Below are 24,209 nucleotides of genomic sequence, written 5' to 3'. Positions count from 1 at the left end.
AGTTAGAATTAGTTAGAAAATGTGAGGTATTTTAATATTGGATTTCGGATGTTGGATTTGGGATTGAGGAAGTTTTCGCTACTTTTTACAAAAAACAAATACGTTTTTCATATCTCCGAAATCCGATATCCCAAATCCGCAATAATTTTAGAGCTTTCGGTAAGAGCAACTTGCCTTAACACTTTGTAACTTTGCTTCTGTTCACATACAACCTACTTTAATACTTTTGCAAAAAAGGCTTCGACTTCTTCTGCCGAAGGTTGTTGTAAAGGTTGTACAATTCGGAATCCGACAAAAGGCGCATCGGCATTCCACCATTTACTTTTGGGTACTTGTGGGTCGCGACGATTCCAGATAGGGTCGGATTTCAAGCGATTAGCACTGCGCAATTCTTTCGCTTCATCTTTATAATTACCTCCGCGCACTGTACTCGGATAACGCTTTAACTTTTCGGAATAAGGATTTTCTTGGCCTGCACTCAGTTTTTGATAAAATCCTTCATCGTATTGGTCCATTGTCCATTCGGCTACGTTGCCCAACATATCATATAATCCCCAAGGATTTGGCTTTTTTTCACCTACTCGATGATAATGTCCGTCGGCGTTGGCACCATACCAAGCATATTGAGCAAGATCTTTTTCACTTTCTCCAAAAAAGAAACGAGTTTTACTCCCTGCACGACAAGCATATTCCCATTCGGCTTCGGTAGGCAAACGATAAAAAATTCCTGTTTTATGATAAAGCCATTTGCAATACATCAAAGCTGCATACTGCTGCATTGAATTAGCAGGAAAACCTCCCACTTTACCCATGCCCAAAGTAAAATCTATATACGGTGGACTAGGACGGGTAATAGCATCAGGCTTTGGCTCAGGGTCACGTTCCTCCTCAAAAAACAGTTGATATTCGTCGTAGGTAACTTCCGTAGCACCCATCCAAAAAGCTGAAAGCTTTACCTTCACTTGTGGTGATTCGTCTGGCTCATGTCCCGATTCACTTTCAGGGCTACCTAAGGATAATTCGCCCGCTGGAATCGCGACCATTTTAAATTTGACAGTAGTATTAGGAATTGTTTTTTCATAGGATTGAAAGTTTTGAGCTTTAGAGGCACCAAAAATCGCTGTTAATAAGCTCAAGGTCAAAAGAGTTTTTTTCATAGAAAATTACAAGGTTGATAGTCAATATTAAATTGAGATAACTATAACATATATAGAAACATACTTTACTAAAATACTCCTTCTATTTCGGCACCTACCCAATAGACCCTCACAGTATGTCTGTGGTTATTGAGTGGTTGAGTGATTTAGTGGTTGAGTGATTTTAAAAATTTATTCTAATTATCAGAGACGCAAGCATTGCGTCTCTACTATGTTACACTTTGTGCCTATGTGCCCTTGCCACTTTGCCCCTACTCTAACAATATTATCGGGCTTCGATAATTCGATTGGAGACGCAAGCATTGCGTCTCTACTGTTTTACACTTTGTGCCTTTTTGCCTATGCCACTTTGTGCCTACTCCATCATTTTCTCAAAATAACTATTTTGCCATCTGAAAAGCATTGTACCTTTTTTCTCTGCAATGAGTAATCCTGTGTTGGGAAAACTATCACAAAGTTTCAAGGCTTTTTTTACGGGTAATACACTACAGGCTGTAGCAAGCCAATCGGCAGTGGCGCCATCGGGAGCAATAACGGTAACATTGCGTTGATGCGAAAGTCCTAAGCCTGTTTTGGGATTCAATATGTGAGAATAATGCTTTCCATCTATCTCAACAAATTGATACATATCTCCTGATGTGGCAACAGCAGCATTTTGAAGCAATAGATATCGAGGTAATAACTCTTCGGAAGAAGGTATATTTACACCAACACTCCAAGCTTTTTTACTTGGAGGTGCTTGTCCCATGGCTAAATCGCCCCCCGCATCGACCAATGAAGCACCCAAACCCTCCTTTGCCAAAAAGTCTACTACCTTTTGAGCTATATATCCTTTGGCTATTCCTCCTAAGTCTAGTTGCATAGCGCTTTTGTTAAGCTTAACCGCATGTGTCTTTTCGTTCATCTGTACCCATTTAAACCCTACGCTTACTTGGGCTTTACGAAGTACTGAATCAGCAGGTAACTGTTTTTCTTTTCTAGCTTTTCTCCAAAGCTTAACTAGCGGTCCTATCGTAATGTCAAACGCACCACTACTTTTTTGATATGCGACTTGTGATTGCTTTAAAATATCCCACAAAGCATCGGATACGCCTGCACTTTGTCCTTTCTTAGATAGGATACTTAGCTCACTTTGAGCATCATAATCACTGTAAACTTGATTAAGAGAATCAACTAACTTATAGGCTCTGGCAGTTGCACTAGAAGCCTTCACAGAATCGTTGCTATATACAATAATAGAAAATGGCGACCCCATTTTGGGTTGTGTAAAAGTCCATTTGCGAAAAGTTTGAGCTGAAGATTTGGTAGCAAAAATGAGTACCAAAAGAATCATTAAAGAAAATCTTGTTTTCACAGAATCAATACGTTCGAGGTTTGAATGTTACCAAATAATAGGACAATTTAAGAAATAATCATCTGTTAACTTGCCCTGTTTTGCGGAGTCTTATCTCTGATTAAATCGCTATTTTGTTTCTATATACTATGGCGTAGTACCATTCTTTTGTGTGATAACATCGGAATTTATACATCTAACAAGGCATTCGGTCGAATAAATCGGCCTATTAGCAGTAAATCCACTCAGATGCTCACTCGGTCTATTAAAATTATCCTAATTTTATGCCGTTTTCAAAAGTATTATCCTGCTATAATTGGCGTATTTTAACTATACTATTTTTCAAAAATATTCCTGTAGCGTTTGACTTTTTCATTTTTCTATGGTCAAAGCAAAAAGTTTTCAAACTTTCTCTAAAACTAGATATTATCTAAAATTGAGAATTGATATTGTGATTAAACAAAGTTTCTAATTTATATTTGTACTAATTCTAAATAAGCAAAGCTTATTTGTTTTGAGTCGTCAAAACTTCAACCCGATAAAACATACATATTTCAAATGAAAAGAATCTTCATTGCTGCATCTTTGGCACTTTTTAGTTTTGCTGCAAGCGCACAAAGAAATACCTTATTAGAACAATCTTTTTGGAGAACTCAACCAAACGCTGAAGCGGTCAAAGCTGAAGTAGCAAAAGGAAGTAACCCTTCTGAACTAAATAGTCAGGCGATGGACCCAGTAGTAATTGCCATTAATACTGGTGCACCAAACGAGGCCATCAAATATTTGTTGGAACAACCTGGTAATGATGTAAACAAAATCACGCACGATGGACGTATCTACTTGCACTGGGCTACTGCTAAAGGTAATATCGAAATCATGCAGTTGTTGATTGATAAGGGCTCAAAAGCAAGTATGGTAGATGCCCATGGAACTACTCCATTAAACTTTGCTGCTGGTAACGGACTTACACCAGAAGTAATCGACCTTTGTGTAAAAGCTGGTGCGAACTTGAAAAAAGATGTAAACCAAGACGGTGCAAACGTATTGTTACTTGCTGTTGCTGGAGATAAAGACTTGGCGATTACTAATTATTTAGTATCAAAAGGTTTAGATATTAAAAGTGTTGACAAAAATGGCAATAATATTTTTGGCTATGCCGCTCGTAGCGGAAACGTTAATCTTTTGAAAGCTTTAGTACAAAAAGGTATCACGCCAAACGATAACGCCATTGTGGTTGCTTCGCAAGGCGGTAGAAGAGGTACAACTCTTAATTTAGAGTTTTTTGAATACTTAGAAAGTTTAGGTGTAAAACCTACAGCAACAACTAAAGCTGGCGAAAACGTTTTACATTTTTTGGTTCGTAGACCAAATCAAAAAGAAATTATTGAGCATTTCTTGGCAAAAGGTGTTAACGTAAATCAAGCTGATGAAGAAGGCAACACCCCTTTTATATTTGCAGCCGCATCTAACAGAGATTTAGCGACATTAGGACTACTCGCTTCAAAAGTATCAAACATCAATCAAACTAATCTTAAAGGAGAATCTGCTCTTTCATTAGCTGTTAAAGGAAACTCTCCTGAGGTTGTTAAGTTTTTGATAGAAAAAGGTGCTGATGTAAAAGTAACAAACAAAGACGGGGAAAACTTGTTAGCTTATTTGGTACAATCTTACAGTGCAGGTGGTTTTGGTGGTCCACAAGGTGCTCCGCAAGGCGGATCTCAAGGTGGAGGTGAAGGTCGTGGTGGTTTTGGACCAAAAACAGAAGACTTCGATGCCAAGTTGAAAATGTTGGAGGAAAAAGGATTAACAGCAGCTACCCCACAAAAAAATGGCAATACCTTATATCACTTGGCCGTTATGAAAAATGACTTAGGTCTATTAAAACGTATTCAGGCACTAGGTATTGACGTAAATGCTAAAAACTCAGAAGGTATCACAGCGCTTCACAAAGCGGCCATGATTGCCAAAGACGATACCGTTATGAAATACTTGGTATCTGTTGGTGCTAAAAAAGAAGCGGTTACTAATTTCAACGAAACGGCTTTTGATTTAGCTTCAGAAAACGAATCACTTTCAAAATCTAAAATATCTATCACATTCTTAAAATAGTAAAATGCTTAAATTCTTAAAACTAGCCGTTATTACAATAATCGCTTCATTGGGTGTTGCTAGCGCTGCTCAAGCTCAGACAACGAAGTACAAATGTATGATTCAAATGACTAACTATATGGGCGAAGGAGCCTATATGGTTGTGTCTATCGTAGATGCTAAAGGTGCTTATGACAAAACTTTGTATGTATTAGGTTCTGACAAAAAATGGTACAAAGACCTAAAAGAATGGCATAAAGCATTTTCGAAAAAACCTAGTAACTTAAGCGCTATCACAGGTGCATCGGTAACAGGTGGCGACCGTAGTGTGGTTGTACTTGAAATAGAAAATGCGAAATTGAATGCCAACTACAAAATTCGTTTTGAGAGTGCCGTTGAGGATAAGCCTTATTACGTAAAAGATTTGGAGGTTCCATTAACAACAGATGGCTTAGCGGCTAAAAGTGAAGGAACAGGTTATATCCGTTATGTAAGATTTAGTCCTGCAAACTAGCATAAGAGGACTCAGACACAAAGTAACAGCGTTCAATTGCTTTACTTTGTGTCTTTCCCATCAGTTAATCAACCAACTCTCAAAATATGAATCTCTCTATCTGGAGATACAGTCACCTCACGTTGGCGGTATCTTCTTTTCTTTTTCTGGCCCTTGCTGCTATTACTGGTATCATTCTGTCGTTTGAACCAGCTTTAGAAAAAATCAACAGACCCAACACTCCATCACTTAGTCAGGTAACATTGGCAGAAAGTATTCCTGTTTGGAAAAAACAATATCCTTCAATTAGTCAGGTAGAAGTAGATGATTTTCATTCTTTGGTAGCAAAAAGCTCTGATTTTCCGAAAGATATTCAGGAGGGATACATTCATCCCAAAACTGGAGAATTTTTGGGTGCATCCAAGCAAAAAGGTGCTTTCTTTGAATGGGTTAATGCTTTGCACCGCTCTCTATTTTTACATGAATTAGGGCGTTTTTTTGTAGGGCTCACCGCTTTCCTCCTATTCTTAATTACGATTTCGGGTATTTTACTGCTTATCCAACGTCAACAAGGTATTCGTAATTTTTTCAAGGGTATCCCCAAAGATAGCTTCGCTCAATACTATCACGTTGTGCTAAGTCGTTGGTCGTTATTGCCCATTTTGCTCATTGCTTTGACGGGAGCCTATCTTTCATTGGTGCGCTTCGAGGTTTTTCCTGCTGCCAAAATAAATCTTGAGGTGGATTTTGATAAAATAAAAGATACACCCCAAAAGAAACTGGAAGATTTTCCTATTTTCAGGAATACATCCCTCGCTGAAATAAAAAGTATTGAATTCCCCTTTTCTGAAGATCCTGAAGATTATTTTACTATCAAGCTCAAAGACCGAGAAATTGCTGTAAATCAAATTACAGGTGAAATTCTTGCCGAACAAGCTTACCCTTTTACGCAAATTATGAGTACTCTCAGTCTCGATTTGCATACAGGTAGAGCGAGTATTATTTTGGCTATCATTCTGGCTATTGCTTCTGGAAATATCCTATTTTTTATCTACACTGGCTTTGCCATTACTTTCAAAAGACTTTCTGGAAAATCTAAAAATCAATTTACAGCTGAAGAAAGCCGTTTTGTTATCTTAGTTGGTTCTGAAAATGGTAGTACTTGGGATTTTGCGAATGGTTTTTATCAACAACTGGTCAAACTTGGTGAAAAAGCCTATATCTCGACGCTCAACGAGTATCAAAGCTATCAAAATGCCGAACATTTGGTAATATTTACCTCTACTTACGGGGCGGGTGATGCCCCAAATAGTGGTAACAAATTTCAGGAACTACTTGAAAATATTTCACAGTCTCAAAATATTCACATTTCGGTATTAGGCTTTGGGTCACGTGCTTATCCAGATTTCTGCCAGTTTGCTTATGAAGTCCATCATGCATTAAGCAGCAAATCATGGGCGACACCTTTGTTGGATATTCATACCGTAAATGACAAATCAGAGGAGGATTATGCCCTTTGGGCAGAAGCTTGGTCAACAAAAACAGGTATCAGTATTTCGAGTAAAGCACCGCTAAAGCAACCGAATAATTTTAGAAACTTAGAGGTGGTTTCAAATACATCGAACCAACACGACGATACTTTCTTGATTAAGTTTAAAACTAAAAGATGGACAAAAGTAAAATCAGGAGATTTATTGGCGATATATCCTGCCAATGACCATCGTGAACGCCTGTATTCGATCGGAGTTGTAGATAAAAGTGATATTCAGTTAAGTGTAAGATTACATGAAAATGGACTAGGCTCAGGATTTTTGCATCGACTCAAAGCTGGAGATACATTCAAAGCTAAAATTGTTCAGAATAGCCATTTCCATTTCCCTAAAAATAGTCCCGAAGTCATCATGATTTGTAATGGTACAGGTATCGGTCCTTTTTTAGGAATGCTTAGTCAAAACACCAAACAAATACCATGTCATTTGTATGCAGGTTTTAGAGATAAAGGCTCGCTTAGTTTGTATCAAGAACAATTGAATACCTACAAAGAACAAAAGAAATTAAATGCGCTGGCTGTCGCTTTGTCACGTGAGACGGAAAAGTTGTATGTTGGAGATTTGATTAAAAAAGATGCCCATCAAATAGCCACTATCTTAAAGAATAGAGGCGTAATTATGATTTGTGGGTCGTTGGCTATGCAAAAAGATGTAATGGTCGTACTAGAACAAATCTGTGAAAAAGAGCTCCTTCAGTCCTTGAGTCACTACCAAGCACACGAACAAATTCTTTCAGATTGTTATTAATTTTTCCGATAGAGTGCGACTTCAGTCGCACTCTAATCAAAATTGTATTCAACCTCTGATTACTGGACAAAATTGAAGTTACTAGTTCAAGACTTAGTCTTGGACTCATTTTTTTAACAGTTTTAAACTGTTCTTAAACATTCATTGAAAAAGTCTAAATACCTTTTCTCTTTTTGTCCAGTAATTAGATTCAACCTCCTACTTTAAGATAAAATCCCTGATATTCATATTTTTAGTAGTTACCACCTTCCCCTCATCTGTTATCAAAATCGCACTATATTCTGGGTGTTTTTTCAAAAGCTTCAATCCTTTATCTTTTCCCAAAACCATAATGGATGTACTAAAGCCATTGGCTGTTTCGGCACTTGGACCAAAAACAGTTACGCTACAAAGTCCAGTCGCAGGGTATCCCGTTACAGGATTGATGATGTGCGAATAGCGTTTTCCATTAAATACCACAAATTTCTGGTAGCTCCCCGAAGTTACTACAGCACTTTTAAGAAGTGGTACTATCGCAAAAACGGTATCTTTTTTCATAGGATTGGTAATACCGACTGTCCAAGGCGTACCATCTGGTTGGTTACCCCAAGTATTCATATCTCCCGAACCATTGACGATACCCGCCTGAATACCCCTTGCCAACATCATTTCACGGCAACGGTCGGCAGCATAACCTTCACCTAATGCTCCAAAGCCAATTTTCATTCCCTTTTTCTTTAAAAAAATTGTGCTATTGGCTTTATCTAACTCGATGTTTTTGTAACCTACTTTTTCTACTGATTTTTTGACGGCTTCTGGCGTAGGCATTTGTGTCATAGAGCCATCAAACTTCCAGATTCTATCCATTGCTGCAAAACTAATATCAAAAGCTCCGTTTGTTATTTCAGAAAAATGTAGTGCTCTTTCTGTCAACTCAAATACTTCTGGGTCAACTTTTACAGGTTTGATTCCTGCATTACGATTTACATCCGAAATCTGAGTGGTACTTTTCCAATCTGAAATCAAGTATTCAATTCTAGAAATTTCAGCAATGATATCCTCAATACTTTGTTTGGCAGTTGCCGTATCCTTCGCAACAACAGTAATGTCAAACCTTCCTCCCATCAGCAAAGTCGTTTTCTTTTTAAGAACCTGTGCTTGAGAAGCAATTGAGCAAAGAAATAGAAATACAAATATTATTTTACGCATAATATGGGAGCTTTCGTTACCGAAATAACAGTGAATAAATAGTAGTGCTGAATTATAATCTGTGAATCAGAACTGTACGAAGGAATTCTAACTATTGCGGATTTTGGATTTCTGATTTCGGAAATACAGTAAAACACCTTTGTTTTTTGCAAAATATAGAAGATTATACTTCCGAAATCCAACATCCGATATCCGAAATAAACAGTTTTTATAATCCTTCGTACAGTACTATCTGTGAATTGTGAATGTATTTTTCTATATCAAAAATTGATTTTACCTGCATTCATAGGCTTTATGTTTTTAGCTTACAGCATATTGCTTAAAGCCTAGAGCAAGTAAAATTGGTTTCATTTTGCCCGATAACTTGAGGCATTTTTACTTTCATCAATGACCATCTAAATCATCAAAAGTTTAATTTCTACAACTAGATTAAAACATAAGCTATTTAGATTTATTATAAATAATCACAAATTTAACGAATTGATTTTAAGAATCTATTAATTAGATATGATGCTTATCTAAAAAATGTACTAAAAAAAATATTACTAAAATTTTGCGATTCAAAGACAAGAAAAATGGTCTTTAAAGCGAAATAGCGTGATTTTGAAGATAATATGACAAATTAAAATGAAGACGTACTATGAATTTTACAAAAAAATAATAATCATTTTTTGATTTTTCTTTTAAAAGTACAAAACTCGTCGTAAATTTGTCTGGCAAATAACAAATCAAAGCTATTTGCCATGTTAGACACATCCAAGTTCTTATACGAAGCATTAACATACGACGACGTATTGCTTCTTCCTGCTTACTCAGAAATTCTTCCGAGAGAAACTAGCACTCAGACCAAACTTACTCGCAACATCACGCTTAATACTCCAATGATTTCGGCTGCTATGGATACAGTGACCGAAGCTGATTTGGCTATTGCGATGGCTCAAGAAGGAGGTATTGGTATTATCCACAAAAATATGACCATTGCACAGCAAGCTGCGCAAGTAAGAAAAGTAAAGCGTTCGGAATCAGGTATGATTATCGATCCTGTAACACTTACTGACGGTCAAACACTTGGCGATGCACACCGTATCATGCGTGAATTCAAAATCGGTGGTATTCCAGTTATCGATTCAGAAGGTAAACTTATCGGTATTTTAACAAACCGTGATTTACGTTTCCAAAAAGATTTGACTAAAACTGTTAATGAAATCATGACGAAAGATGGTTTGATTACAGCTCAAAAAGGAATCTCTTTGGACGAGGCAGAAAGCATCTTACAAGAATTTAAAATTGAAAAATTACCAATCGTTGACGAAAACAACAAGTTGATTGGTTTGGTAACCTATAAAGATATTATCAAGCGCAAAAACAATCCGTACGCATCAAAAGACACATTGGGTCGTTTGCGTGTAGGTGCTGCGGTTGGTGTTACACCAGATTTGTTGGAGCGTGTTCAAGCTTTAGTAACCGTTGGTGTTGACGTAATCAGTATTGATACAGCTCACGGGCACTCTAAAGGTGTAATTGAAGCTTTGAAACGTGTTAAAGCTCAATTCCCAGACCTAGATGTAATTGTGGGTAACGTTGCTACTGGCGAAGGCGCAAGAGCCCTAGCTGAAGCAGGTGCAGACGCTGTTAAAGTAGGTGTTGGACCTGGTAGTATCTGTACAACTCGTATTATTGCTGGTGTAGGTATGCCACAGCTTACAGCCGTATACGAGGCAGCTAAAGCAGTAGCTGATTTAGGTGTTCCTATTATTGCTGATGGTGGTATCCGTTTCTCTGGTGATATTGCAAAAGCAATCGCTGGTGGTGCTAGTACAGTAATGATTGGCTCAATGTTGGCTGGTACTGACGAGGCGCCAGGAGAAGTTATTATCTTCGAAGGACGTAAGTTCAAAACATACCGTGGTATGGGCTCTCTTGAAGCTATGGAAGATGGTTCGAAAGACCGTTATTTCCAAGATGCAGAAGACGACATTAAGAAATTAGTTCCAGAAGGTATCGTAGGTCGTGTACCATTCAAAGGTTCTGTATCTGAAATCATTTACCAAATGGTAGGTGGTTTGAAAGCAGGTATGGGATACTGTGGTGCTAAAAATATCACTGAAATGCAAAAAGCACGCTTCGTGAAAATTACAGCAGCAGGGGTAAAAGAAAGCCATCCACACGATATTACTATCTCGAAGGAAGCTCCAAACTATAGCGCGAAGTAAGCAACATCCGCAGTTTATAATCATAAATTATAGCTTTGTAGAAATTCAAAAGGCTCAGTACGATTTGTACTGAGCCTTTTTGATAAGGTCAAAGAATTGTGCATTGGGGATTTCTGATTGCGGAAGGATAAAAAAGACTCCCTAAAAAGTAGGTTATATTTCCAAAATCCAACATCCGAAATTTCCCTTAAGCTTGATATTCCTTTACGGTATCGATAAAGCATTTTACTTTATCTGGATTAGTATCTGGATATACGCCATGACCTAGGTTTGCGATGTATTTCTGTGTTCCAAATTGCTGAATCATCGAACGAGTATGTTTTTTGATTTCGTCGAATGAACCATACAATACACATGGATCAAGATTTCCTTGCAATGTTTTTGAATCGCCAACCAATTTTCTTGATTCAGCAATATCCATATTCCAGTCAAGACCTACTACATCACAATTCAACTTACCCATATCTTCACGAGCAAAGAATGCACCTTTAGCAAATACTGTCACAGGTACTTCGGTAATAGCATCACAAATTTGAGCAATATATGGCAATGAATAAGTACGGTATTGTTCAGGAGAAAGAATACCAGCCCAAGAGTCAAAAATTTGAACCAAATTAGCTCCTGCTGCCACCTGTGCTTTCAGATAAGCAATGGTAGTATCAGTGATTTTCTGTAAAAGAGCATGAGACAATTCAGGCTCAGAATACAAGGCTTTCTTCGCTTTAGAGAAGGTTTTAGAACCTCTTCCTTCAATCATATAGCAAAGTAACGTAAATGGCGCACCAGCAAAGCCAATTAAAGGCACACGGCCATTCAATTCTGATTTTACAATTTTGATGGCATCCAATACGTATTTAAGCTCCTCTTCTGGATTGGCAACATGTAGCTTTTCGACATCTGCCATTGAGTGAATAGTAGTTGGAAAAATAGGACCTACTTTTTCTTCCATCACATAAGGTAAGCCCATAGCTTCGGGAACTACCAAAATATCAGAAAAAATAATGGCGGCATCTACACCCAAAATATCTACTGGTTGGATAGTCACTTCGGCAGCTAATTCTGGCGTAGTCGCCAATTGTATAAAGCTTCCTGCTTTTTCGCGAACGGCACGGTATTCAGCTAAAATTCTACCCGCCTGACGCATCATCCAAACAGGCACACGCTCTACTTGCTGCCCACGTGCAGCTCTCAATATTAAATCGTTCTGTAAGTTTTCCATTGATTCAGCAATTCGAGTGCCTTGATATGTATGTCATAGTAGGCTGGCTCGTATAATATTACCGCAAATATACGGCAATATTTCGGTATGGGATTTTGAAAAAGAAGATAAACCCAAAGAATCCTATTTCGAGGTGGTCTTTTTGTATTTCAACAAGGTTTTTATCAGATATTCAGGAGGGAAAAAACCTTTGAGTCGTTCTAGCTCTTTGCCTCTTTCATCCAAAATAATAGTAATAGGATATTCTGAAACTTTATAGATATCAGCCACATCCATACCCACAAATTGTTCTACATCTACTATTTTGGCAATATATCTTAAGCTTAATACAGAAGCTACCTCTTGTTGTGAGAAACTTTCTGCTTCAAGCTTTTGACAAGGTTGACACCAACTGGCCGAAAAAGTAAGAAAGATAGGCTTGTGTAACTTTTTTGCTTCAAGTAATACTTCTTGGTAGGTTCCTTGAAAAAACGTTGCCTCTAGGATATTATCAATAGGCGTTACCTTATCCTGAGCTTTTAATGAATGGTTCAGAAACAACAACAAGCTTGATATCAAAGAAAACAATTTCATAGAAGTGAATGTCAAAAGAAAATAGTAATGTTCATCAAATTACAAATTTTAAGAAACCTTTGTATGCCGATGCTTGCCTTTTATAACGCAAAAAGCTCCGTAGTGTTGCTACGGAGCTATGCTATTAAAATCCTTAAATCCCTGTTAGTTATCGTTCAAGCCTAAGGCTTTCAATGTTTCGATATTGATATTACCCAATGGAAGGTTGTTATCTTTCTGGAATTGAGTCAAGGCAGCACGAGTTCTTGGTCCAATTACATCATCGATAGGACCTGGGTCGTAACCTTTAACTTTCAAAGCACGTTGGATTTGGATAATTTTTTCAACAGTCAATTTGTTACCACAAATTACTTCTACCCAATCCGCGTACATATTGTCAGCCACTTTAGTAGTAGTTACGAAAGAGCCATACTCAGCAGGAATTGTTTTTTCCGTAGTTTTTGCCGCAGACTTAACTACAGTACGAGTATAAGTTTTTGACTCAGCAGGAATTTCGGTTTCTTTAGTAGTAGCTTGAGCTGCTAACAACTGACGAACACGTGTTTCGTATTGAGCTGGAGTTTCAACAACCTTTGTCGTAGCTGGAGATACCAGTACTTGTTTTTGGCGAGTAGCATATACTGCTGGAATTACCACTTCACGTGTAGAAGCAGGAGCAGCAACAATTTGCTTCGTCAATACTTGGTAGCAGCTTTGTCCGTTTGGAAGTTTGATGCTTGCTACAGCAGCATTTGGCGTAGTACCAGGCGCTACACAAGGCGTAGGAACATCAATTTCAACAGATTTTGCTGGCGTGCCTACTACTTGTTTTGTACGAGTAGCATACACAGCTGGAATCACTTGCTCTTTTACCTCTGCATCTTTCACCAAAACTTGTTTAGTAACCGAAGCATACTCTGCAGCAATAGCTGTTTCACGAGTTGTAGCCGACTTTGCAATTACAGTTTTGCTGATAGTTTTGTATTCAGCAGGAATTTCTTTTTCAACAACTCTCGCAGGTTGATCTACCACTTCTTTAGTATAAGTTTCGTACTCAGCAACCACATCTTTAGCAGAAGCCAAATCAGCAGGAGCAACTAATACTTGCTTTGAGAAAGTTTTGTATTCAGCAGGAATTACAGTTTCCTTCACAGTAGCAGGCGAAGCCAAAATCTGACGAGTGATGGTAGTGTATTGTGCTGGAGTTACTACTTCTTTAGTACCCGCTGGAGTTTTCAATACTTGCTTAGTAATTGTTTTGTATTCCGCAGGAACTGTTACAAGACACAAGATACGACAGTCATCAGGGTTAGCAGACAAACATGATGGGTCGGCTTTACCTTTTTCGTATTTTGTATATTCATCACGAATTTTTACTTTTTCAGTAACTGTTTCGTACACAGGAGGGGTTGTCACCAAAGCAGTAGTAGCTTCTTTTACTAATACTTGCTCAGTTACAGTTTTATATTGAGCAGGAACAACTTCCAATTTTTTAGAAGCTTCTTTTACCAATACTTGCTCGGTTACAGTCTTGTAAGTAAAGGCATTTGGAGTCAAAGTTTTTGAAGCTTCTTTTGTTAAACGCTTCTCTGTTACTTTTTTGAAAGTTCCAGGAATTACCGTCAACACTTTAGACGCTTCTTTCACCAAGATTGTTTCTGTAACAGTTTTAAACTCTGCAGGAACTACTTCCAAGCGAGAATATGCTGGCTTCACCACATATTTTTCTGTTTCAGTTTTGTACACTGCAGGAATCACAGTGTAGCTTTTTGAAGCAGGTTTAGCTACGTATTGTTCTGTTTCAGTTTTCAATACAGCTGGTACTACTTCTAATTTTTTACATGGAGAGCCTGTTAATTCAGAACCATCCGGACGAACAAAAGATCTGCGTTGATTATCCCATAAACCAGCCATATAAGAGCCAGTTGGACATCCGCCTACAAATACTTGTTCTGTTACTGTTTTGTACTGTGCAGGTACAACTTCCAGTTTTTTAGAAGCCTCTTTTACTAAGATGGTTTCTGTTTCTGTTTTGTAAACCGCAGGAATTACTGTAACTGTTTTGCCTGCTTCTTTTACCAATACTTGTTCCGATACTGTTTTGTAAGCAGCAGGAACTACTTCTAAGCGTTTTGCAGCTTCTTTTACAACAATCGATTTTGTTTCTGTACCTAATATTGCAGGAACTACTGATAAAGTTTTGCCTGCTTCTTTAGATACAAATTGTTGTGACTTAGTGGTAAATTGCGCTGGCTTCAAACATTTCGCATAACACTTGCCATTAACAGCGTTAGGCGGTAGGTCATTTTGGGCGTCAACTGCCGTCGAGACCGTACTTAGGGTTGCTATCGTTAACAATAGCGAATAGTAATTTTTCTTCATGGTTAGAAAAATTTATCAGGTGTTAAGGATTTAATAACAAATTTACGTGTCGTTACAATAAAAAAAAAGTGACATTAATAAACCACGTCACCAACAATTACGTCATATAGACGTAATCAAATCCCATCTGTCACTATATTTTACAATTAACTCTTATATGTAGAGTAAGAGAGCGGATAATTAAAATTGTGTAAATTTGCGGATGTTTGTTAAAACTAACAAACTTATTTGACACAAAGACACCCTGAGAGGGCATTATTTGTGCTAATATATTACTATTTCTTGCAAAATGCTAGACTTAGTAAATTCATAATTTAAAAAAAGAGGAGCTTATCGCTTTTCACCATAAATTTTAGCGCCATGAAAATCAATCAAGCGTCTTTTTTAATGAGTAATTCCACTTATCAGCAATGTCCTAAGCCTGATAAGCCTGAATATGCCTTTATCGGAAGATCCAACGTAGGAAAGTCATCTCTTATCAATAGCATTGTTAGAAAAAAGAACCTTGCTAAAACATCCCAAACTCCAGGAAAAACACAACTTATCAATCACTTTTTTATTAATGAAGATTGGTACTTAGTCGATTTGCCTGGCTATGGTTATGCAAAGGTGAGCAAAGTGGAGCGTGAGAAGTTTGAAAAAATGATTAATGAGTATCTTACCCTCAGAACCAACCTTGTATGTACTTTTGTACTGATCGATGTAAGACATGAGCCACAGAAAGTGGACGTTGAGTTTATGCAAAAACTTGGAGAAAATGGACTTCCATTTTGTATTGTATTTACAAAAGCTGACAAACTTTCAAACACTGCGGTAAATAAAAATCTTGCCATTTATGAACAAATCATGCTAGAAACATGGGAAGAAATGCCGCAATATTTTGTGACTTCGTCCGTTAATGGGACTGGTCGGGAGGAAATCTTAGCCTATATAGATGAGCTAAATCAAGGCTTTAAGCCATAATTGAGAATAATTTTAGGTCTTTTTCACGAAATACTCATAACAAGTACACTTGTCAAAGCCTTAAATAACTAATTTTGTAAAAACAAATTATTAAGATATCATATGGAATTACTAAAAGAAGTAGCTAATATTTCAGGTAAAAGCGGATTATACAGAATTTTAAAACCTACTCGTACTGGCGTTATCGTAGAAAGCCTTGATGGAAAAAAAGAACGTTCTGTGGTAGGAGCTAATGCTCGCGTATCAGTTTTGAAAGATATTTCAGTATATATGTCTGATCACCAAGATAGTTCAGTTCCTTTGGCTGATATTTTCTTTGCGCTTAAAGAAAAATATAACGAAGGTGTTGAATTAAATACAAAAACTGCCTCAGACGAAGAACTATACGCAATTTTAGGTGAAGTTGCTCCTGACTTTGATCGTGAGCGTGTTTACCCTTCTGATGTAAAGAAAATCATCAACTGGTTCAATACACTTTTGAAAAACTTGCCAGAAGCATTCGAGGTAAAAACAGAAACTGCTGCTCAATAGTCGTTATTGAAAAAGTTATAAAAACAAATGAGTGATAGGACAGACCTATCACTCATTTGTTTTTATATAGCAGGAAAGATTAAATCAAAAGTATCTCTGAGGTAAAAATCGAAAATATTTTTTGAGAATGAGTGTATTATTATAACTGATACACTGTTAACTAACAACGTCTTCTTACTTATGACTATTAGTTCATAACAAGCTTTGGAAAACGATACAACTGAGAATCATAAATTACCAGTTGTTCGACTTCTACAACCCACTTGTGATATATGGGCGATTTCTCTAAAGTTTGTAGCACTTCTTTCTTACTATTAGCATTCATAACAATCCAGCCTTGGGTCGACTCTGCCGAAATCGCATACGAATCTATAATTCCTTTCTGAATCAACTCTCCTATAAAGTTACGATGTTGAGGTACTTTTGAGAGTAGCTCCTCGTCAAGTTCAAATTGAAAAATTACCTGATATTTGTGCATAGTCGTAGCGATTAGATATAAACCTTGGCCTCTCTCCTAGTTTTTAAATTCTATAAAGTGATTTTTATCATAACACAAAAAAGAGACCATTAGTTGTACTTTCCAATAATTTAGCGCCCTAAAAACAAAAAACCTTGATAATGATGACATTACCAAGGTTTTTTACAGAATTGTAAAATTCTTATTTCTTCTTTCTCAACGAGTTAATCCAAGTAGCGATTTTGATAGCATCGTCTTTTGGAACGTTTTTCATCGCTGCCATTGGAGGATAACCAGGCCAGTTAGATGGCTTTGGATTAGCGATTAATTCAACGATTTTCTCGTTAGTATATTTTTTCTTAGCAACATCTGTGTAAGCTGGACCCACCAAACGAGTATCTACTTTGTGACAAGCAGTACAAGTATATTTAGTCATCAATGGTTTGATGTCTTCTGGGAAATCTTCTGCTTTTGCATTGATGGCAAATGCAGCAAGTATTAGAGAGCTCAAAACAACTTTTTTCATTTGTAATTCAAAGGGTTTCTTAAGGAATTGTATAATAAAGTAAAATAAAATTTAAGATAGTAAGCATATCACCAAATATTATTTTACCAATCTTCTCGAAATACAAAATAAAGACAAAAAGATGATTTATTTATCATTACCTATGTGTTTCTTGATTTTTCGGTAAAATTTAATGTAGAAAGCTACTTAAATAGAGATACAGGCATTAGGTTTTAGGTCATAAACTTAAAATTGAACTTTGTTGTTTACAAGATAAACGCCATATCACTTCAAAAAACCTTATAATGGTACTTCTTAAATTTTTTCTATACTCTTTCAACGACAATATTAAGCCAAAAGTACTGAGCTCGGTGTTAATGGTTTGTTAACGCAAAGAAGAACGATAAGCATCTATTGCCTTACGAACACTTCCGTGCTCTTGTAAGAGAGTTTCAGCAAGGGCTTTGTCAACGCCTAATTCTCTGATAATCATATTTTCAGCTCGTGCTACTAATTTATGGTTGCTCAATTGCATATCTACCATTTTATTACCACGAATGCGTCCTAATTGTATCATTACCGAGGTCGAAATCATATTAAGAATCAGCTTTTGTGCTGTACCTGATTTCATACGTGTACTACCTGTTACAAATTCTGGCCCTACGACCACTTCGATAGGAAATTCTGCTTCTTTTGAAATCTCACTTCCTATGTTACAAGAAACCGAACCAGTCAATACACCATTATTGCGAGCAGTACGAAGACCACCGATTACATAAGGAGTACGACCCGAAGCCGCAATTCCTACTACTGTATCTAGCTCATTGATATCATACTGTTCAAGGTCCTTCCAAGCTTGTTCTTCATCATCTTCGGCATACTCAACAGCCTTACGAATAGCAGTATCGCCACCTGCAATGATACCAATAACCAAGTCAAAAGGAACACCAAAGGTTGGAGGACATTCTGAGGCATCTACGATACCTAATCTGCCGCTAGTACCTGCTCCAATATAAAACAGGCGACCGCCTTGTTTCATCCTTGGAACAATTTGACTAACTAAGGCCTCAATTTGCGGAATAGCCTTCTCCACAGCATGGGGTACTGTTTTATCTTCATTGTTAATACCTTCCAAAATGGTCGTAATAGACATTTCGTCGAGGTTATTATATTTTGAGCTTGCCTCGGTTGTGAGTGTTTCTAAGTTGATTTCTTGTGACATAGTTTTACAAAACAAAATATTGGGTCTGTTTCTTCTTGAAGGGTTTGAAATAGATTCCCACTCCTAAACCGCTATAGTATCGAATGGAACGATATTGTACAAAGTGGCAATTAAGTATTAGTGTTGAATTGTGAATTAGTACTAAACGAACGATTATAAAAACTGTTTATTTCGGATATTGGATGTTGGATTTCGGAAGTGTAAGCTTCAATATTTTGTAAAAAATATAGTCATTCTACTTTATTGCCGACATCAGAAATCCCAAATCTGAAATAGTTGAAAATTTTAAATAACCATTATTTTACCTACTAAATTGACTCAATCATATTCGGCCGTAAGTTGTGGGCAAAATTACATTTAAGTTTTTTTATTTTAGGGACAAGGCAACAGGCACAAGGCAAAGAGTGTTAAAATGTTTTTTAATAACCACACATGCTTTTTTCAAAGCCCACCGCCGAAAGCCGTTACCTGAAAGCTTAAATTTTATTTTGCCCACCAACTTAATACCTCCTTAAATTTAGTTTTTAGCTATCGAGGTCCAACTCTTTACTTTAAACTAAAAGTTTGTTTTTCTTCTGTAAGAGCTCATCTTTTGTTTAAGGTCAAACACTACCAATACAACAAAACAAAGCACTTATGGGCTCATTATTGAGCCATTTCTGCGTAATATTTAAAGAACAACGGAATTGTTTCTATTCCTTTGTAAAAATTGAATAAGCCATAATGCTCATTTGGCGAGTGAATCGCATCAGAGTCAAGTCCAAAGCCCATCAAAACCGTTTTTACTTGCAACTCTTTTTCAAATAAAGCCACAATTGGAATACTTCCTCCTCCACGTGTAGGAACAGGCTTTTTACCAAATGCTTCCTCCATTGCTTTTTCTGCTGCCAAATATTCAATTGAATTAGTTGGTGTTACATAAGGTTCTCCTCCATGATGAGGACGAACTTTCACTTGAACACCCGCTGGTGCAATAGATTCAAAATGTTTAGTAAACAACGCTGTAATTTTATCTGATTGTTGGTTTGGTACTAAACGCATCGAAATTTTAGCGTATGCTTTAGAAGGTAAAACGGTTTTAGCTCCTTCTCCTATATAACCACCCCAAATACCATTTACATCAAGTGTAGGACGAATTGAAGCACGCTCGATGGTCGAATAACCTGTTTCGCCATATACTTCATCAATCGCTAAATCTTCTTTATATGCGCCCAAATTGAATGGTGTTTGAGCCATTGCTGCACGCTCCTCTGCTGTCAAATCTACCACATCATCGTAAAATGTTGGGATAGTGATATGATTATTTTCGTCATGCAACGAAGCAATCATTTTACTCAACACATTGATTGGGTTTGCTACTGCACCTCCATACACACCCGAATGCAAGTCACGGTTCGGTCCAGTTACTTCAACCTCAAGATAACTCAATCCTCTCAAACCAACATCAATAGATGGCGTATCATTAGCGATAATAGCGGTATCCGAAATTAAGATAACATCTGCTTTCAATCTATCCTTATTTGCCGCTACAAAGATACCAAGGTTATCCGAACCGATTTCTTCTTCGCCTTCAATCATAAATTTCACATTGCATGGCAAAGTGTTTGTTGCCATCATAGCTTCAAAAGCTTTGATGTGCATATAAAACTGGCCTTTGTCATCACAAGCTCCACGAGCGTAGATTTTACCATCTTTCACAACTGGCTCAAATGGAGGAGAATTCCACAATTCGTAAGGGTCAGCTGGTTGTACATCGTAGTGACCATATACCAACACGGTTGGAAGGGTTTCATCGATGATTTTTTGACCAAAAACGATAGGATGACCCGCCGTTTCGCATATCTCTACTAAATCAGCTCCTGCTGCCTGAATTTTTTCGGCTACAAATTCTGCTGCTTTACGTACATCACCCTTAAATTTTGAATCGGCACTCACCGATGGAATTCTCAATAAATCAAGAAGTTCATTCAAAAACTTCTCTTTATTTTGCTCAATATAGCCTTGCATAGACGTTGATGATTGATTTCAAAAAAATACCTCCAACTACTGAGTAATTGGAGGTACAAATATAGTAAGTTATTATGGAGTTATCATTACGAGTTTGGTATCAACCGATGTCATAATCGCAACGAAACATCTACATCAGAATTATATTACCAGTTAAATGATTACTCTTTCTTTTTTCGGAGATAAATACGACTTTCTTGTCCTCTCATTAATCGTACAATATTTTTGCGATGCGTAATCACAATCATCCCAAAAAGCATAAATCCAAAGACAATTACCGATTCATTTTCTTTACCAAATGTACGTAACAATAAAAGCACTGGAAATGCCAAAGATGCAATAATAGCTCCTAGTGATACATAATGAAACGACATAAATACTACAAAGAAAATAACCATACACACCAAAGCCGCCTCAGGATGCACCGACATGACCATACCCAATAGCGTTGCCACGCCTTTTCCTCCTTTGAAGTTTGAAAACACAGGGAAAATGTGTCCAACCACCGCTGCAAACCCAAACACCAACTTTAATGTTTGGCATTCGTTCCATTCAACCATGTGACCGTAATAAAGCATCAATGCCAACGAAGTAGAAATCCACCCCTTGATAGCATCAATCAACAACACGACAGTTCCTGCTCTTTTGCCCAACACTCTGAAAGTATTGGTAGCGCCAGCATTACCACTTCCGTGCTTGCGCACGTCGATTCCAAAATAAGCTTCGCCATACCAAATAGCCGTTGGGATGGAACCTAACAAGTAGGCAAGTACTGTACAAACAACAACGAGTAGGGTTAACATTTTTTTGCTAGTAGATTATTAAGTATAAAATCGGAATGTTGTAATAAAAGCAACGTCTAACATCTGGGTTCTCGAAACATGAAGAGTTTCATTTGTGTATTTTGGCGAAAGATTTATCTCTAATTCTTACCATAAAAACACCGAATAACTTCTGTTCAACTGGAATTTCTAAGCTTATAACCTCTATGTTACTTCTTATCTATCCGATTTCAAATTTTAGCACTTTTGTTGAGTAATAAATTGCTCTCTAAACAAAAATAAATGAAACTTTATGCAAAACCTATTAAGCAATAAAAGTTCTTAGAATAATCCAACGGGTTCAAAATAAATACAAATTAAGTGGTATTTACATGAAAAAAGCTGCCTGTATTGCTACAGAACAGCTTTTATATGAACATATATTTTGAAACAAAAAAATACTTTTAGGTTTAGCGATCGAGATTTTCAAACAAGTTTAAATCCTTGATTATGTGATTTTTCAGAGAAATCATAACCAATGATCTAAGCTGCAAATCTTAATTTGTCAACCTTTTATCAATCAAAGTTGCGCTATCTTTATCTTTGAAGAAAATACTTCCTTCAATAACCTTCGTAAATTCTTCTGAATAGGTATCCCCAATCGGAATACGCACTACTTTATCGAGTAATACTTCGTCGCCTTCGATGCCCGTAATTTTTTCCATCGAGATAATATAAGAGCGATGTACACGCATGAATCTGTCTGAAGGCAATCGTTTTTCTAAATCTGACAAGGTAAGATTGGTAGAAATACGTTCATCTTTCATGTAAATAGAAGCATAATTTTTTTGGGCTTCCATGTACACCACATCCTTAAATAGTACTTTATGAAACTTACCTTTTACATCTACCTTTACAAAAATAAACTCCTCTTTTTTGGCAGGTTGAGGCTCAGGCGCCGCTACAGGCTTAGGCTCTTCGACCAAAGTCATGTGAAAAGGCATTTTGTTGACAGCCTTCAAAAACCTTTGGTATGAAAATGGTTTTACCAAATAATCAAGTACTCCATATTCAAAGCTTTTAAGCGCGTATTCTTGATAACCAGTAGTCATGATAAATTTCATGCGACCATCAAAAAGACTCACTAGGTTCATGCCATTCATACGAGGCATTTGAATATCTGCAAATACTAAATCAACTTCTTTAGTTTGTAAGATACCAACCGCTTCCATGGGATTTGTAGTGGCCGCAACTAAGTTTAGAAATGGGGTATCGTTGATATAATCTACCACAATATCCAAGGCAGATTGCTCATCATCTACTGCGACACAGTTAATCATATTCCGTTCGGGTTATAGTTAAAGTTTAAAGTAAAAAATACAGCATAATCATCCTTATCATCTATCACACTCAATTCTTGAGCTTCGCCATGAACAACCTTCAGGCGTTTTTTGATATTGTCGATACCAATACCTGTTTGACCTTTATCAGTGATAGGATTATCATCTTTTCTTTTCAAATTCCAAGTAGAGAACGTCAAAATATCATCTTCGAGAATCGCACGAATTTGGAGTGGACTCTCTGGGTCATGAAGCTCGCCGTGTTTAAAGCTATTTTCTACAATGGTAATTAGTACCATAGGCATGATTCTAAAATAGCTAAAATCGCCTTGTTCTTCATAATCAATAAAGATATTGTTATTAAAACGTTGTCTTTGTAGTTCGAGATATTGCTTGACAAAATCCAATTCCCCTTCTAAGTCGACGGTATCTTGCTGCATTCGAGTACTAGTAGCATAGCGCATCATTTCAGCAAATGTCAGGATAATATTTCCTGCTTCTTTGGATGCACCACGTACCTTGCTGTACAGCATGTTTAGGGTATTGTACAAAAAGTGAGGATTGATTTGCGCACGTAAAAAGGCCATTTCGGCGAGAGTTTTCTCTTTTGCTAAAATTGCCAGTTCTGCGTCTTGACGTGCAATTTCTGCATCTTTTTCCGCAATTGCAATTTCTTGATGAGCAATTTCTTTTTGCTGTTTAATCGACTTCAGAGCAAAAAAATACCCTACACTAAACATCACATATGTATTTCCATTAAAGATAGTTAAAGAAACCATCTGCGCTATTTTAGTACCTACTGTATCAAACAATCCTGGCATTAAAATATACTCTATCCACGCCCGCCAACCTAAATACAAACCAAGCAATACTAAAAATGACAGAATTAGCTGAAAAATTTTCGATTTTGAAAAAAAACGGGGCAAAACTACCAGCGCAAGCCCATAAAACAGCATGGCGTCGCCAATCCTATACACGATTGCCTGTAGAACGAACTTTGGTGTAATAGGCTCACCATAGAAGAAATGAAGAAGTAAGCTAAAATAAATGGTGTATAAGACCCAAATCATTACATGCGTACTCACTTCTCTTGACGCCCACCAAGTCCTTTTCTGTGTATCTGCTGTTCGATTCAACATAGAATTTTTTAGGATAATTAAAAAATTAAAATAGACAATCTTCCTATTCGGATTGATAATAAACGGATTAATCCGATAAAATAAATAGGCCAAAATCTTTTGAACAACTTTGTATCATCACTTCGCAAGAAGCTTATTACTAGACACATAACTCAATAAATAAAAGATTTTTGCCATGAAAAATATTACAACTAACAACAAGCTTTCTGTTTCTAAGTCTACTGTAGCAAAATTCAACAACCAAGATAGCCTTAACCACAAAACGGCTTCGATTATCTCAAACGTTGGCGCTCAGTACACCGCCTCGATCATTTCGAATTTCAATGATAACAATACCGCTTCGATTATCTCGAATTTCTAAG

General features: G+C 37.0%; 20 protein-coding genes. 7 read left to right on the top strand and 13 right to left on the bottom strand.

Annotated features, from left to right (window positions below):
• Window positions 1–212: 212 nt before the first annotated feature.
• The gene (locus QM524_RS17725; protein WP_283345584.1) at window positions 213–1,157 is read right to left on the bottom strand and encodes a formylglycine-generating enzyme family protein; all 945 of its coding nucleotides are present in this window, start codon (window positions 1,155–1,157) and stop codon (window positions 213–215) included.
• A gap of 355 nt (window positions 1,158–1,512) precedes the next feature.
• Complete coding sequence (locus QM524_RS17720; protein WP_283345583.1) at window positions 1,513–2,511, bottom strand: FAD:protein FMN transferase; 999 nt, start codon at window positions 2,509–2,511, stop codon at window positions 1,513–1,515.
• A 537-nt stretch (window positions 2,512–3,048) separates the two neighbouring features.
• Between QM524_RS17720 and QM524_RS17715 the strand changes: the two genes are divergently transcribed.
• The 3 genes from QM524_RS17715 to QM524_RS17705 all read left to right on the top strand — a co-directional run bounded on the left by QM524_RS17715 (window position 3,049) and on the right by QM524_RS17705 (window position 7,368).
• Complete coding sequence (locus QM524_RS17715; RefSeq protein WP_283345582.1) at window positions 3,049–4,599, top strand: ankyrin repeat domain-containing protein; 1,551 nt, start codon at window positions 3,049–3,051, stop codon at window positions 4,597–4,599.
• 4 nt (window positions 4,600–4,603) lie between these two features.
• Window positions 4,604–5,092: a DUF2271 domain-containing protein gene (locus tag QM524_RS17710; RefSeq protein ID WP_095161383.1), complete on the top strand. Its 489-nt coding sequence runs from the start codon at window positions 4,604–4,606 to the stop codon at window positions 5,090–5,092.
• Between the two features lie 86 nt (window positions 5,093–5,178).
• Entirely contained in the window at window positions 5,179–7,368 is a 2,190-nt protein-coding gene (locus QM524_RS17705; protein WP_283345581.1) for a PepSY domain-containing protein, read from the top strand.
• A 198-nt stretch (window positions 7,369–7,566) separates the two neighbouring features.
• On the opposite strand, the gene QM524_RS17700 is transcribed toward QM524_RS17705, so the two are convergent.
• Window positions 7,567–8,556 carry an FAD:protein FMN transferase gene (locus tag QM524_RS17700; protein WP_283345580.1) on the bottom strand — a complete coding sequence of 330 codons (990 nt, stop codon included), beginning with the start codon at window positions 8,554–8,556 and terminating at the stop codon, window positions 7,567–7,569.
• Window positions 8,557–9,299: 743 nt separating this feature from the next.
• Between QM524_RS17700 and guaB the strand changes: the two genes are divergently transcribed.
• The gene (gene guaB / locus QM524_RS17695; RefSeq protein ID WP_095161381.1) at window positions 9,300–10,769 is read left to right on the top strand and encodes an IMP dehydrogenase; all 1,470 of its coding nucleotides are present in this window, start codon (window positions 9,300–9,302) and stop codon (window positions 10,767–10,769) included.
• Between the two features lie 187 nt (window positions 10,770–10,956).
• Here the strand turns inward: guaB and hemE are convergent, their stop codons facing one another.
• The 3 genes from hemE to QM524_RS17680 all read right to left on the bottom strand — a co-directional run bounded on the left by hemE (window position 10,957) and on the right by QM524_RS17680 (window position 14,922).
• Window positions 10,957–11,988, bottom strand: a complete 1,032-nt coding sequence (hemE, locus tag QM524_RS17690; RefSeq protein WP_283345579.1) for a uroporphyrinogen decarboxylase — start codon at window positions 11,986–11,988, stop codon at window positions 10,957–10,959.
• A 123-nt stretch (window positions 11,989–12,111) separates the two neighbouring features.
• On the bottom strand, window positions 12,112–12,561 hold the full coding sequence (locus QM524_RS17685) for a thioredoxin family protein (RefSeq protein WP_141234704.1): 450 nt from the start codon (window positions 12,559–12,561) through the stop codon (window positions 12,112–12,114).
• A gap of 144 nt (window positions 12,562–12,705) precedes the next feature.
• Window positions 12,706–14,922 (bottom strand): peptidoglycan-binding domain-containing protein, encoded by a 2,217-nt coding sequence (locus QM524_RS17680; RefSeq protein WP_283345578.1) that lies wholly within the window; start codon window positions 14,920–14,922, stop codon window positions 12,706–12,708.
• A gap of 360 nt (window positions 14,923–15,282) precedes the next feature.
• On the opposite strand from QM524_RS17680, the gene yihA reads away from it, so the two are divergent.
• Together yihA and QM524_RS17670 are read left to right on the top strand one after the other, a co-directional pair.
• Window positions 15,283–15,885 (top strand): ribosome biogenesis GTP-binding protein YihA/YsxC, encoded by a 603-nt coding sequence (gene yihA / locus QM524_RS17675; protein ID WP_095161377.1) that lies wholly within the window; start codon window positions 15,283–15,285, stop codon window positions 15,883–15,885.
• A gap of 102 nt (window positions 15,886–15,987) precedes the next feature.
• Window positions 15,988–16,416, top strand: coding sequence for a DUF5606 family protein (locus QM524_RS17670; protein WP_095161376.1), 429 nt, complete (start codon window positions 15,988–15,990; stop codon window positions 16,414–16,416).
• A 187-nt stretch (window positions 16,417–16,603) separates the two neighbouring features.
• On the opposite strand, the gene QM524_RS17665 is transcribed toward QM524_RS17670, so the two are convergent.
• The 7 genes from QM524_RS17665 to QM524_RS17635 all read right to left on the bottom strand — a co-directional run bounded on the left by QM524_RS17665 (window position 16,604) and on the right by QM524_RS17635 (window position 23,847).
• Window positions 16,604–16,894 (bottom strand): hypothetical protein, encoded by a 291-nt coding sequence (locus QM524_RS17665; RefSeq protein ID WP_095161375.1) that lies wholly within the window; start codon window positions 16,892–16,894, stop codon window positions 16,604–16,606.
• A 181-nt stretch (window positions 16,895–17,075) separates the two neighbouring features.
• Window positions 17,076–17,399, bottom strand: coding sequence for a c-type cytochrome (locus tag QM524_RS17660; protein WP_095161374.1), 324 nt, complete (start codon window positions 17,397–17,399; stop codon window positions 17,076–17,078).
• 364 nt (window positions 17,400–17,763) lie between these two features.
• Window positions 17,764–18,600, bottom strand: coding sequence for an N-acetylmuramic acid 6-phosphate etherase (gene murQ, locus QM524_RS17655; RefSeq protein ID WP_095161373.1), 837 nt, complete (start codon window positions 18,598–18,600; stop codon window positions 17,764–17,766).
• A 645-nt stretch (window positions 18,601–19,245) separates the two neighbouring features.
• Entirely contained in the window at window positions 19,246–20,607 is a 1,362-nt protein-coding gene (locus QM524_RS17650; RefSeq protein WP_283345577.1) for a dipeptidase, read from the bottom strand.
• 161 nt (window positions 20,608–20,768) lie between these two features.
• On the bottom strand, window positions 20,769–21,410 hold the full coding sequence (gene plsY / locus QM524_RS17645) for a glycerol-3-phosphate 1-O-acyltransferase PlsY (protein WP_095161371.1): 642 nt from the start codon (window positions 21,408–21,410) through the stop codon (window positions 20,769–20,771).
• 515 nt (window positions 21,411–21,925) lie between these two features.
• A complete protein-coding gene (locus QM524_RS17640) occupies window positions 21,926–22,708 on the bottom strand; it encodes a LytR/AlgR family response regulator transcription factor (protein ID WP_095161370.1) in 783 nt (260 codons plus the stop codon).
• Window positions 22,705–23,847 carry a sensor histidine kinase gene (locus QM524_RS17635; RefSeq protein WP_283345576.1) on the bottom strand — a complete coding sequence of 381 codons (1,143 nt, stop codon included), beginning with the start codon at window positions 23,845–23,847 and terminating at the stop codon, window positions 22,705–22,707. Before QM524_RS17635 ends, QM524_RS17640 begins: the two co-directional genes overlap by 4 nt.
• Window positions 23,848–24,022: 175 nt before the next feature.
• On the opposite strand from QM524_RS17635, the gene QM524_RS17630 reads away from it, so the two are divergent.
• Window positions 24,023–24,208 (top strand): hypothetical protein, encoded by a 186-nt coding sequence (locus tag QM524_RS17630; protein ID WP_283345575.1) that lies wholly within the window; start codon window positions 24,023–24,025, stop codon window positions 24,206–24,208.
• Window position 24,209: the final 1 nt, after the last annotated feature.

The organism is Flectobacillus roseus (assembly GCF_030056595.1).
Taxonomy (GTDB): Bacteria; Bacteroidota; Bacteroidia; order Cytophagales; family Spirosomataceae; genus Flectobacillus; species Flectobacillus roseus.
Note: the sequence above shows the minus strand (reverse complement) of the source record. Positions and strands in the feature narration are given on the sequence as shown.

Bases quoted from the DNA above. Each gene is read 5' to 3' on its own strand.
- QM524_RS17725 (WP_283345584.1), bottom strand. From the start codon at position 1,157: ATGAAAAAAACTCTTTTGACCTTGAGCTTATTAACAGCGATTTTTGGT.
- QM524_RS17715 (WP_283345582.1), top strand. From the start codon at position 3,049: ATGAAAAGAATCTTCATTGCTGCATCTTTGGCACTTTTTAGTTTTGCT.
- QM524_RS17710 (WP_095161383.1), top strand. From the start codon at position 4,604: ATGCTTAAATTCTTAAAACTAGCCGTTATTACAATAATCGCTTCATTG.
- QM524_RS17705 (WP_283345581.1), top strand. From the start codon at position 5,179: ATGAATCTCTCTATCTGGAGATACAGTCACCTCACGTTGGCGGTATCT.
- QM524_RS17700 (WP_283345580.1), bottom strand. From the start codon at position 8,556: ATGCGTAAAATAATATTTGTATTTCTATTTCTTTGCTCAATTGCTTCT.
- guaB (WP_095161381.1), top strand. From the start codon at position 9,300: ATGTTAGACACATCCAAGTTCTTATACGAAGCATTAACATACGACGAC.
- hemE (WP_283345579.1), bottom strand. From the start codon at position 11,988: ATGGAAAACTTACAGAACGATTTAATATTGAGAGCTGCACGTGGGCAG.
- QM524_RS17685 (WP_141234704.1), bottom strand. From the start codon at position 12,561: ATGAAATTGTTTTCTTTGATATCAAGCTTGTTGTTGTTTCTGAACCAT.
- QM524_RS17680 (WP_283345578.1), bottom strand. From the start codon at position 14,922: ATGAAGAAAAATTACTATTCGCTATTGTTAACGATAGCAACCCTAAGT.
- yihA (WP_095161377.1), top strand. From the start codon at position 15,283: ATGAAAATCAATCAAGCGTCTTTTTTAATGAGTAATTCCACTTATCAG.
- QM524_RS17670 (WP_095161376.1), top strand. From the start codon at position 15,988: ATGGAATTACTAAAAGAAGTAGCTAATATTTCAGGTAAAAGCGGATTA.
- QM524_RS17665 (WP_095161375.1), bottom strand. From the start codon at position 16,894: ATGCACAAATATCAGGTAATTTTTCAATTTGAACTTGACGAGGAGCTA.
- QM524_RS17660 (WP_095161374.1), bottom strand. From the start codon at position 17,399: ATGAAAAAAGTTGTTTTGAGCTCTCTAATACTTGCTGCATTTGCCATC.
- murQ (WP_095161373.1), bottom strand. From the start codon at position 18,600: ATGTCACAAGAAATCAACTTAGAAACACTCACAACCGAGGCAAGCTCA.
- QM524_RS17650 (WP_283345577.1), bottom strand. From the start codon at position 20,607: ATGCAAGGCTATATTGAGCAAAATAAAGAGAAGTTTTTGAATGAACTT.
- plsY (WP_095161371.1), bottom strand. From the start codon at position 21,410: ATGTTAACCCTACTCGTTGTTGTTTGTACAGTACTTGCCTACTTGTTA.
- QM524_RS17640 (WP_095161370.1), bottom strand. From the start codon at position 22,708: ATGATTAACTGTGTCGCAGTAGATGATGAGCAATCTGCCTTGGATATT.
- QM524_RS17635 (WP_283345576.1), bottom strand. From the start codon at position 23,847: ATGTTGAATCGAACAGCAGATACACAGAAAAGGACTTGGTGGGCGTCA.
- QM524_RS17630 (WP_283345575.1), top strand. From the start codon at position 24,023: ATGAAAAATATTACAACTAACAACAAGCTTTCTGTTTCTAAGTCTACT.